Source organism: Deltaproteobacteria bacterium (assembly GCA_019310525.1).
Lineage (GTDB): Bacteria > Desulfobacterota > DSM-4660 > Desulfatiglandales > HGW-15 > JAFDEE01.
The window spans coordinates 1-10,259 of record JAFDEE010000110.1 but is presented as its reverse complement, the minus strand read 5'-3'; the positions used below and the strand labels follow the sequence as shown (position 1 = coordinate 10,259).

Below are 10,259 nucleotides of genomic sequence, written 5' to 3'. Positions count from 1 at the left end.
CCCTCCTAACCAAAGGGGTGCCGCCCCTTCAATCCGCGAAATCGGCGGAAGATCCACCGGCACTCGCCCCAGGCAATAGGTATCTTTGAGAAATAGACCTGCAGGGCATACAGAAAGGCCACTTGTGGGGAATTGCCCTTTCGTATCATCTGGATGCCTTTTCGGATGACCACGAGTAAGGCGGCCAGGACCACAGCCCATCGAACCCTGGCCGGTCCCGTGATCAAGAGGATAGGAACCGCTGCCAAGGCTCCGGCCCAAAGGAGGTTCCCGAGGGCGTCCTTCAGCCAAAGGGGATCGCGGGACCGCCAGCAAAGGGATGCGATCTCCGCATAGGTTTCTCCGCAACGTACATCACGGTGCCAGTAATCGCCCCAGCCTGAAAAACCTAAATCATGTCGGACCATGGGCCGGTTCAAGTGGTAGATCTTGAACCCTAGCCGGTTCCTGACCTTCCAGCAAAGATAGGGCTCCTCGCCGTAAGAGACGGTCTCCGGGAACCCCCCAGCCTCATCGAGAACTTCCCGCCGCCAAAGAGCCGCTCCCCCGCAATGACGCACCTCGCCCTCCCCGGGATTCCAGTCTATCTCCAGGGCCTGGTAAAACAGCCCTTTTCTGGATTCCAGGATATTCCCGCAAACGGCGGCCACGCGGGGATGCCGCTGGAGGAATTCCAGGGCGGTTGAAGGCCATTCGGGATTCAGGGTCATGTCTCCATCCAGGAACTGAATGAACCGGCCCCTCGCGACCTGAAGCCCCAGGTTGCGATTCTCCGCAGCCCGTCTTTTCCGATCCCCGCCGAGTACCACGTCTGCACCGGCTCTTCCGGCAATCTCCATGCTGCCGTCTTCCGAGCCCCCGTCCACATAAATGAGTTCGTGTGGGATACCGACCGGGGCCGCCTTTCTTGCGGACTCCAGGCACTTCCGGAGATTCCGTCCTTCATTGAGACCGATCACGACAATGGAAAATTCGATAGGGTTGTCTTTGCCGGCAGGCGGGGTTGTCTTTGCCGGCAGGCGGCATCGCGGTATTGTCTCTTTCCATCACTCATGTCCAAAAACAGGATTTGCCGCTTCAAGCACAGGCTGACATATTCCCCTCCGCCGGCCTACTTAGTGCCCATCCATAAATGGCCCTTTTCCTCAATCTCTGCGCCTGCCTGTGCCGGGCCTATCTGCCGTTCCAACGGGATAGGCAGGCACGGCAGACAGGTCAGGCTCAGATTTTAATCCTCGAAATACTTCAATGTATGGATGCCTGTCCCGCTTAGTATCCCAAGCGGGGCGGTTAAAATCTTCGCCTTCCTTGACCTTGAACAAAATTGCCTATTTATGGATGGGCACTACAGGAACCCGAATGTGAGAGCAAACATTATATAGGTATCCAGCTGATTTTATTATAAACAGATCGCCGGAGAACACCCCGCGCAGCCCCCTGTACTCACCTTCGGATCTCGATTCCCCCTGCCTCCAGGAGCGATAAGAAACGATCGGGGCGGCTTAATCCGACCCTGATCCTTGAAACGGGAGGGGCCGGATTTTGGGGCGGATACCGCACCTTTTCCCCATGGAGGATCCTCCCCACGCGGTCCCGCATATCTTCCCGGGAAACTGACGCCAGATCCGCTTCCTCGAAAACTTTGACGACCTCCGGGCCGTGGTAGGCGGAGAGTACCAGGCAGTCGGCGATTTCGCGGATGAATCCCATGTGGCATCCCTGAAGCATTGCGCAGCGATCCCAGGTATCCCGGATCACCCCGGGCTGGATGCGCCGTCCGATGGCCCGGTTGAGTCGTTGCGGAAGCAGTCCGCCCCCCAACCGCCTGTACACCTTGCGGGCCAGCAAGTGACCTCTTCTGGGGCGATGCATAAAAACTTTCCACTTCGAAGTGGTGTACAGATCCGCCACCTGTCCCTTCCAGAAAAGGACCTTTCTCCCATATTCATCAGACAAGCGCTTTAAAGAGACACCCCACCGCCAGTGGGCGAGATCGGCGCGGCAGCAATTCTCCAGGATCTCACGGTCCAGAGTGGCCTCCTCGTAGGGGTCTTCCAGATGGATCAACCGATAGCCCAGGTCGTTCTCTGAAATAAATCGGCGGACGAATCGGTGGTTCGGTTCGGCGCTGGCCGCGACAGTCGGGTTTTTCCAAGGAAGAAGCAAGAGATTCATGCTGTCCCTGCCGCCGCAAAGCACAATATTCGTATAACCAGGATGCTCTTTTTCCACTCTCCCGACATCCGACACGAGGGCACGGGCGATCCGGCGGGCGTATTCATCGGTATCCGTGATACCGAACCCGCACCGGTGAGGTCCCCCCAGGCGCACGATCTCGGTATCGATCGTCTCCAGGCCGGACAAGTACATGAAATCCCGGCCCTCGGCCTCCCTCACGGCATTTCCGTTCAGGTTCAGGAATCCCTTATGGAGTATCAAGGCAAGCACGGAATAGGAGTACAGTTCCCCGCATCTGTACACGGGATAAAATACCGGGGAGCCTTCAAATTTCCGGGCCTTCCATAAGAGGGTGCCGTGTCTCCGCCAGATCATGTCTTCGGTCAACACCTCGCAGGTCTCAGTATGTGACCGGACCCGCTCCCTCAATTCCCCGATGAGTCTCCTCAATCGCCTTTCTCCATAACCTTTGAAGAGTTCTTCATTGGACCCTCTCCCGGTACTCCCGGGCCTTCGGTTCAGGAACCCGCCGGATCCTCGAAGATCTGGATATGCTCGATCCCGGGTTTCAGATAGAAGGTGCTCATCTTGACCTTCTTCTGGTTCCTGGAAAAACTGATCACATATTTCTTTTCGCAAAGGACCCTTTCCAACCTTTTTACATGGTCCAGCTCGATCGTCGGACCACTGCAAAAGGCCGCCTCCACCGTTAGATCATCCTTCAGACCGGCGATATCCACGGGGCCTTCCGGGTAGCGTGGATTCCGAAAGGCCGGGACCGGTCGGAGCCCCCGGTTGAAAAGAACCCAATAGAGGATACACCGGATGACCTCCTTGATGACCGCATCGGTCTGGTGGCCCTCCGGAACGAGGCTTATAGCCTCCAACACCCGCTTCCTGATTTCATCCTTCACGGTCTTATCCACTCCCTTTCTCTGGAATTTGGGCTGCCGAATTCACCCCGGCACCGGCGTTTGGCGGAAGTGCCTGGCCCCCAAAAGCCGGCAGGAAACTCTCCGGCATGCCTCCGCCGGTGTGCGCCGTTCAAGGGGTTGCCCCCTCCCGCAGAACATGCAATGGGCCGTCTATCCCGACGGCATCCCTTCATGAACCACTTTCCGGGTCCTCTGGTCCTCGCCCCGATGACTTGGATGATCTCCCCTTTATGCCTCTTTCCAGGTAAGTCCTGGCGCCCACGAAACGCCTTGCATAGTAAGGATGGGAAAGGGAGTCCATCCGGATCCTCTTTCCCTTCCCCGGCGCATGAATAAAGCGGTTCTCCCCCGCGTAGAGCCCTACATGGGAGACCTTATGCATCCCGGATGTCGCGAAAAACACGAGGTCCCCTTTCGAAAGATCCCCAGGGTCCACGGGAACGCCTTGGCGGAATTGTTCCCGGGAGGACCGCGGGAGGTCCAGGCCGTTCAACCTATAGACCGCCATGGTCAACCCGCTGCAGTCAAACCCCTCCCCGGGGGAAGAGCCTCCCCAGCGATAGGGAATGCCCAGGAATCCTTCGGCCGTCTCAACGATCTCCTCCCTGAGACGGCCGACACCCAGAATACGGGATCTCGCCGCCGGGGATTCATCCGGGCTGACGATATAGAAACTTTCCAAGATCCCTATCCATTGTAAATGTCCGGCCGTTCTTCGAGCTTCTTGCCGGGTGGGGAAATTTCCAAACCGGACCTTGTAAAGGCCGTCCCGGTCTCTGAAGTAATAGGCCTCCATTCCCTGGTCCTCAAGGGAAGCGGTAAGGCGAACGGCGTTCTCCAGCTTTGAGAACGCCCCGACCTGGACTGCATAGCCCGCCATGGGGAGAGGCCTCGGATGGATGGGCTTTGCGGGCGCAGAGGGCCGGGTAAGGACAGGTGCACATCCAGCGCACCCCCAAAGCGTCCAAATGAGGACCGGGAAGAGCAAGACCCAGGGTCTCCCGTATTGCAGTGCCTGCTTCATGGAAAAACCATTCACTCCCCATCAGCAAGGGGAATCCGCCGCCCCCGGATCAACCGCGGCCTCAGCCCTCCTTCGTTGATCCTTGCCCCGCACTCCCCCAGGCGCTCGTAAAACTCATTCCTTCTCTCCGTCCCTTTCCGGGCTGCTCAACCGTTCGCACGCGAAAAACCGTGCCTTCTCCGAGATCTCTTTCAACATCTTTCCATCATAACCGCGCTCCTCGGGCTCTCCCAGAAGATCCTCGAAAAGCTCCCTGGGCGAGAGCCGAAGGACGTCACCGGCATCCAGCCCCCCCTTTTCAACTTTCGTAACCTTCTCGTCCCGATCCATAATTTCCCCGATCACCTTCCGGTTCTCCTGCGTCGGACCGGCCCATTTCAGCGCTCACCGGATCCCTGATCCACCAGGTGTGGAGATATATGAAGAGAGCAACCATGCCCACCGCCAGTCCCGCCACGAGTACCCCCTCGAAAACCGCCATGAGGAAAGAGGAGGAGAGGGCTTTTGCAAAGAGTAACCCCAGAAAGGCCACGCCGTAAAGAAAACACTTGATCTTCCCCGCGGCCATCTGTCTTGCCCGCACCACCAGGAAAGGATCTCCGGCCCGGAGGAATCCTTTCCTCCTCCTTACCCGGGAAATCAAGGGGATCAGCAGGACATGGGCCTCCAGGAGAAGCATGATGACGATGATCACCGGGTCGAGGACCTTCCTTTCCAGCAGGATAAAGGCGATGGTGAGGGCAAGGAACTTGTCGGCCAGGGGATCGATCAGGATTCCCAGGCGTGTCTTCCTGGATGCCGCCCTCGCCAGGGCACCGTCAAAGAAATCCGACAGCAATCCCACGATCGCCAGCAGGAAGATTTGAAGATAAGAGAGATGCCGAAAGAATAGAAGCAGGAACAATCCGACGCCGAACCTGAAATAGGTCAAATGGTTCGGTTGGATCACCTTCTGCCAGGTCAGGAAGGATACCAGTTTCCCTTCCAGGGCGATGTAACGGTCACTCTGGAGCAGGTAATCCTCCCGGTCCGTGGGCATGAATTCCGTCCAGGCCCCGGCCCGGGAACCACCTTCCATCCTCTCCTTCAACCTGGTCATGGACCTTCCGTCATGGCTTCCCTTAAAACCGAACCTCACCCGCCCCTTTCTAAGTGCAACCATCTTATTCATACACTTTTCCGCTTCAGGGGTCAAAGGAACCCGGGCTGGAACGGCAGCACCACCGGAAAAAGGGCATGGGTGACCTTTTCAGGCCACCCGTTCCTGGATGTTGAGTCGGGCCTTCAGGGCTGGATAAAGGGCCGGGTTCATGTCCATGTGCAGGTCCTCCTCCGGGAGTCCGAAGGCAAGGCCCATGAGCTGAGGCAGGTAAAGGATGGAGAGAGGTGCAGGTCTCTTCCCCGTTGCCGGGACAGGGTATCCTGATAAGCTTCAAGGTTCATCCGACACATGGGGCACACCGTGACGATACAGTCCGCCCCTTCGGCCCCCTCGAGCAGGGCGTCGGTTAACCTAGTGCCCATCCATAAACAGGCAATTTTGTTCAAGGTCAAGAAAGGCGAAGATTTTAACCGCCCCGCTTGGGATACTAAGCGGGACAGGCATCCATACATTGAAGTATTTCGAGGATTAAAATCTGAGCCTGAAGCAGAGATTGAGGAAAAGGGCCATTTATGGATGGGCACTAACCTAGCATCATTTCTATCAGTTACAGATTAGGTCGTTTCTTTCGCATAACTCCCAGTCCGATCAAACCTGTACCCAGAAGCAAGATAGTACCTGGTTCGGGGACTGCTGCTGCTGATATGGTCCCAGGATGGACAGCTAGCCCTGAGTACTCAACGGAGTATACTTGTGAATTCTTGTCTCCCCACTGCATGCACAGATACCAGGCTCGACCGGCAAAATATGAACACTTTACGCCTGACCAATATGAGGCAGGTTTCAGATTCTCAAAAGGGCCCTTGTTTTGGAGAAAATAGTCAGATGACCCTGGATTTGGATTCTTGGACCCATCTGTATCGTAATATCCTTTGTTTCCCAATTCAGTGTAAAATAGATGTCCCATCTCTCCGTTGGCGAGGTTATAGCCATATGTATATGAGTAGACTCCATCCTCGTCAGGATCTCCTTCATAACCCCATTTCAGGGTCCCATCTGATGTAAGCGGCAACCGCCAGCCTGTTGTCCAGTCTATACTCGTAGTAAAACCCGGGAATAACGTAACGACCAGCGAAGAACCAATGTTTTCAGCCCAGGTTTTTTGCTCGTTCCAAGTGGTCCTGGTGGCAGAATAATCAAGCCACACAATTAGTCCATTGGGAGCAGTATCATCATAGATTAGGTTGAAGTGGTTTAATTAAAACGGACACCATGATAAGAGCGACAAAGAATAAAGGAGGTGTCCAATGAGTACAGGGAAAAACCGTCAAAAATACACTGAAGAATTCAAGCGAGATGCTGCTCGAAGGAGTCGTCCCGAAAAAAGTGAGCAGGAGGTACGTTTTTATGGAATAACTTGTTGACATATCTATCATTTTATGCTATGTAAATATTTATGGTTGCATCGCTTACAGAGGCCGATAAGGTCATCGAACAACAACACATCCAGGTAGAAGAACTCACCAGGAAACTCCATTCTTCCCTGCTTAACATAAAAATGCTCCAGCACCAGGTGGACCAATTACTCAGGTGGGTCTATGGCCGGCGGTCAGAGAAAATGGATCCCAATCAATTGATGTTCGATAACCTGCTCCCGGACCACTGGCAGCCTCCGCCCAAAAATGAATATGGGCTGATTGGATAACGCAAGGACTTGTCTTTCTGCCGATATTCTTCTAATGTCAAAGAGCATCAAGGGCCGGATTCTCTCCAATATAGTCTATCCTACACCGGCCAGGAAAAAATAAAAGATGGGCTGGCTAGACGGTTACCACACGCAGACCCAGAGATCTGGAAGATATTCGAACCACTCTGATCAAAGAACAGGCAGATATTACAGAGACAAAAAAGTGGCTCACTCCGTTTGAAATGCCTATGGGCTAAAATTTTTTGTGCTGGTTTACTTCTATTATCAAGAAAATCTTTGATAAAAAAATTCCATATTTGAACTGACTTACAATAAGGAGGTGATGGTTTTACCATCTTAACTTCTTTCAGACGGTGTGGAAGCACTTCTTTTTTATGCTTTTGACGACGCCGTCAGAATAAATCTCATTTGAGGTACCTGGACCAAGATAAAGGGGTTGCTCAATATTTGAATCTTGAAGGTAAGATAGTTTTATCGACGTTATTCGAATGCAATTGTATCCATTTCAAGAGAAGGTTTGCGATCTGATCTTATCCGGCAGGTCCGTGATTCTGCAGGCACCAACTGGTTCCGGAAAGACCCGCGCCGCCCTCTATCCTTTCCTCCGGGCCTGGGAGCACCGCGAAGATTTTCCCCGAAAATGTCTCTATTCCGTGCCGCTCCGGGTATTGGCCAACCAGTTCTGGGAGGAATACACGGGCCGGAGGCGCCATTTCGGCCTCACCCGCCCCATGCATGTGACGGTCCAGACCGGCGGCCGCCCCGAGGACCCCCGCCTAGAGGGCAACCTGGTCTTTACCACCATCGACCAGACACTGGGCAATTTTCTCAACATCCCCTACTCTCTCAGCCCGGGCCAGGAAAGCCCTCCGGGAAGCGCTGGGGGATGTGGATGTGGAAGGGATAAGCTGGGAGATTCAGGAAGGGGAATTGTTCCGGCGGCTGATCCGGCCCAGGAGGGATGCCGAATTACTGCCCTATCTGCTCCTGGCGCGCGTGGTCAGGATGGCCGATCAGCGGGCGTCAGCGCACGGTGGTGGGGCCAAGAAAACGTCCACGGGAACCCAAAAGGAGAATTGACCTTATGGACATAAGAATAAGGACATTGACTCCGCTCTGGACCGGCGGGGCGAGCCAAACGTGCGACCGCCTGCACGAGACCGGTCTCATCGGTTCGCTGCGCTGGTGGTACGAGGTGCTGGTGCGGGGTCTGGGCGGCAAGGCCTGCGATCCGACCGCCAAAGAAGTCCGCTGTCCACAGGATTCACGAAAAAAGCCCACAGACCCAGGCCACCACTGCGTCGTGTGCGAACTCTTCGGCTGCACTGGGTGGACGCGCAAGTTCCGGTTGATGGTTTTGGACGACCAGCGTCAGGTCATTCAGGACCAGATAGATGCCAACCAGACATTTATTTTGTGCTTCATCCCCCTGCGCCCGGTTCGGGACGAGGAATGGTGCCTGCTGGATGCCACCCTGCGCTTGATCGCCGAGTACGGCGCCCTCGGTGGGAGGACCGTCTTCAAGCCGTCGGAGGAGTGGGGTATTGCCGATTTGGGTGAATTAGACCTGGAGGACAGAACAGACCATGGAGTGACGGTTAGACGAAGGAGAAGAGGGCTACCGTTGCAGCAGGGAGACATTATTAAAAGCGTCAATGGCGAGGATGTAAGGAATGTTGAGGGACTTAGAAAAGTATGCGCTTCTTTGCCTCATGGCGCGCCTACAATCGTTCAAATCTTGCGAGGCAATCAGTCTCAACAAAAGGAAGTATGGGCAGGGAAACGGCACCATCAGGACTTAGGGCTGATCCAATACATATCATCCCAAGATGGCTGGCGCTACAAAAAAAGTCTCGCTGACCTTAAGGTATATGTGGGCAATCCTCAATGGCGTAAAAATGTTGATGACAGCGCCTTTGCCTGGGCATCCCTTCAAAACTTCTGGTGCGTGAAGGGACGGTATTTGGAAAGAAAAGATCCAAACACCAGTTCTTTTAACTTTGTTATCGGCCGTCCAGAGCCTAAGAGCCGATCTTCTCGAGACGATTCTTGGCTTGCCGGAAGACGGCCTAATCAGCGACGAGGTCCCGAGAGCAAGAAGGTTTTCAGTTTCAAGGAGCCTGAAGAAGCCCGCCGAACCTTCGGATTTGCACGGCGTGATGAAGAATTTTCGCGAATTTTGGAAAAGATACAGGTTCTGAGAGATGGTAACGGAAATAAAAGGCAATCAGATCTAGTGTGGCAGAGCGGCGACCCAGAGAGAGAATTTCTAAAAGGTGAGCAAATCCTGGAACGACTGTTCCAACAGGAGGGAGGCGCATGACGTGGAATTATTTTGTTTATATTGCTGAAAATCAAAATCTACATGAGTCCTCTACGCTTCCGGAAGGGCTCGCAGGCGGCTTCGTGGATGAGGTCTCTGTGCGCTTTTTTACAGGGAACAGGGAGGGTGCCAGAAAGCGCTACATAAGGGAAGCAAAAAATTTTCAGATACCGCAAGCAATTCAACATACTGTTCCAGATTTTTCTTCCCTCTCTTCCCCCCATTGGCTCGGCCTGGAGGTGGAGTTTGAACTCCTCACCCCATGGTATTCCAAAGACGACCGGGTTTTCCATGTGATTGACAACCCCGTTCGCAAGGACCGGGTCTTCGGCGTGCCCTTCATGGCAGCTTCCTCCTGGAAGGGCATGCTGCGCTTGGCCTTTCAAATGCACATGAGATTGATAGGGCCGGAAAAAGAAGAGGATGAGGAAAAACGAAAGCAAGCGCGAGCCTGGGAATTACATCTTTTCGGCAACGAAAAGGGCGAAGAGAAGAATTTCCACCAAGGCACGCTGGTCTTCTATCCCACCTGGTTCGACCGGATCGGCTTTGAGGTCATCAACCCCCACAGCCGGGCCTGCCGAGCCGGCACCCAGCCCATCTACTACGAAGTGGTACCGGGTCGGAGAGTGAAGAGGAATCCAGACAGAAGCGAGGAACACATCGAAGGCGCAACGGGCACATTCTCCCTCCTATACGCCTCCTGGCCGGGGATGAAGCCGAAGGCCAAACCCGAGGACGTGCTTCCTAGACTGCTCGAAGCCATCGAAGCCCTGCTCACCACCTATGGCATCTCCGCCAAGCGTACCGTGGGCTGGGGCACGGCGGAGATCAAAGAATGGCGGGCTTTTCACAAGGCGCACGGCAAAACAGAGAAAGGCTCTCGAAATGAGTTTTGGACAGAAATCCAGAACTGGCTTCCTTTGGGAGGGACACCATGAGCAGCACCTTCACCCCGGCGGAGACCCTGCGCGCGAAGCGCCCCCTGC

General features: G+C 54.7%; 11 protein-coding genes. 4 read left to right on the top strand and 7 right to left on the bottom strand.

Annotated features, from left to right (window positions below):
- Positions 1 to 5: 5 nt before the first annotated feature.
- The 7 genes from JRF57_15120 to JRF57_15090 form a co-directional block, all read right to left on the bottom strand.
- Positions 6 to 959, bottom strand: coding sequence for a glycosyltransferase family 2 protein (locus JRF57_15120; GenBank protein MBW2305033.1), 954 nt, complete (start codon positions 957 to 959; stop codon positions 6 to 8).
- A 484-nt stretch (positions 960 to 1,443) separates the two neighbouring features.
- Positions 1,444 to 2,628, bottom strand: a complete 1,185-nt coding sequence (locus JRF57_15115) for a hypothetical protein (GenBank protein MBW2305032.1) — start codon at positions 2,626 to 2,628, stop codon at positions 1,444 to 1,446.
- Between the two features lie 68 nt (positions 2,629 to 2,696).
- Positions 2,697 to 3,104 carry a hypothetical protein gene (locus tag JRF57_15110; GenBank protein MBW2305031.1) on the bottom strand — a complete coding sequence of 136 codons (408 nt, stop codon included), beginning with the start codon at positions 3,102 to 3,104 and terminating at the stop codon, positions 2,697 to 2,699.
- Positions 3,105 to 3,282: 178 nt separating this feature from the next.
- Positions 3,283 to 3,993 (bottom strand): C40 family peptidase, encoded by a 711-nt coding sequence (locus JRF57_15105; protein MBW2305030.1) that lies wholly within the window; start codon positions 3,991 to 3,993, stop codon positions 3,283 to 3,285.
- Between the two features lie 258 nt (positions 3,994 to 4,251).
- Positions 4,252 to 4,482 (bottom strand): hypothetical protein, encoded by a 231-nt coding sequence (locus tag JRF57_15100; GenBank protein MBW2305029.1) that lies wholly within the window; start codon positions 4,480 to 4,482, stop codon positions 4,252 to 4,254.
- On the bottom strand, positions 4,436 to 5,308 hold the full coding sequence (locus tag JRF57_15095; GenBank protein ID MBW2305028.1) for a CDP-alcohol phosphatidyltransferase family protein: 873 nt from the start codon (positions 5,306 to 5,308) through the stop codon (positions 4,436 to 4,438). Before JRF57_15095 ends, JRF57_15100 begins: the two co-directional genes overlap by 47 nt.
- A 538-nt stretch (positions 5,309 to 5,846) precedes the next feature.
- On the bottom strand, positions 5,847 to 6,206 hold the full coding sequence (locus JRF57_15090) for a PEP-CTERM sorting domain-containing protein (GenBank protein MBW2305027.1): 360 nt from the start codon (positions 6,204 to 6,206) through the stop codon (positions 5,847 to 5,849).
- A 489-nt stretch (positions 6,207 to 6,695) separates the two neighbouring features.
- On the opposite strand from JRF57_15090, the gene JRF57_15085 reads away from it, so the two are divergent.
- The 4 genes from JRF57_15085 (at position 6,696) to JRF57_15070 (ending at position 10,211) form a co-directional block, all read left to right on the top strand.
- Complete coding sequence (locus JRF57_15085) at positions 6,696 to 6,944, top strand: transposase (GenBank protein ID MBW2305026.1); 249 nt, start codon at positions 6,696 to 6,698, stop codon at positions 6,942 to 6,944.
- A gap of 491 nt (positions 6,945 to 7,435) precedes the next feature.
- Complete coding sequence (locus JRF57_15080) at positions 7,436 to 8,041, top strand: DEAD/DEAH box helicase (protein MBW2305025.1); 606 nt, start codon at positions 7,436 to 7,438, stop codon at positions 8,039 to 8,041.
- A complete protein-coding gene (gene cmr1, locus JRF57_15075; GenBank protein MBW2305024.1) occupies positions 8,032 to 9,270 on the top strand; it encodes a type III-B CRISPR module RAMP protein Cmr1 in 1,239 nt (412 codons plus the stop codon). Before JRF57_15080 ends, cmr1 begins: the two co-directional genes overlap by 10 nt.
- The gene (locus JRF57_15070) at positions 9,267 to 10,211 is read left to right on the top strand and encodes a hypothetical protein (GenBank protein MBW2305023.1); all 945 of its coding nucleotides are present in this window, start codon (positions 9,267 to 9,269) and stop codon (positions 10,209 to 10,211) included. The genes cmr1 and JRF57_15070 overlap by 4 nt, the downstream gene beginning before the upstream one ends.
- The last annotated feature ends 48 nt before the right edge of the window (positions 10,212 to 10,259 follow it).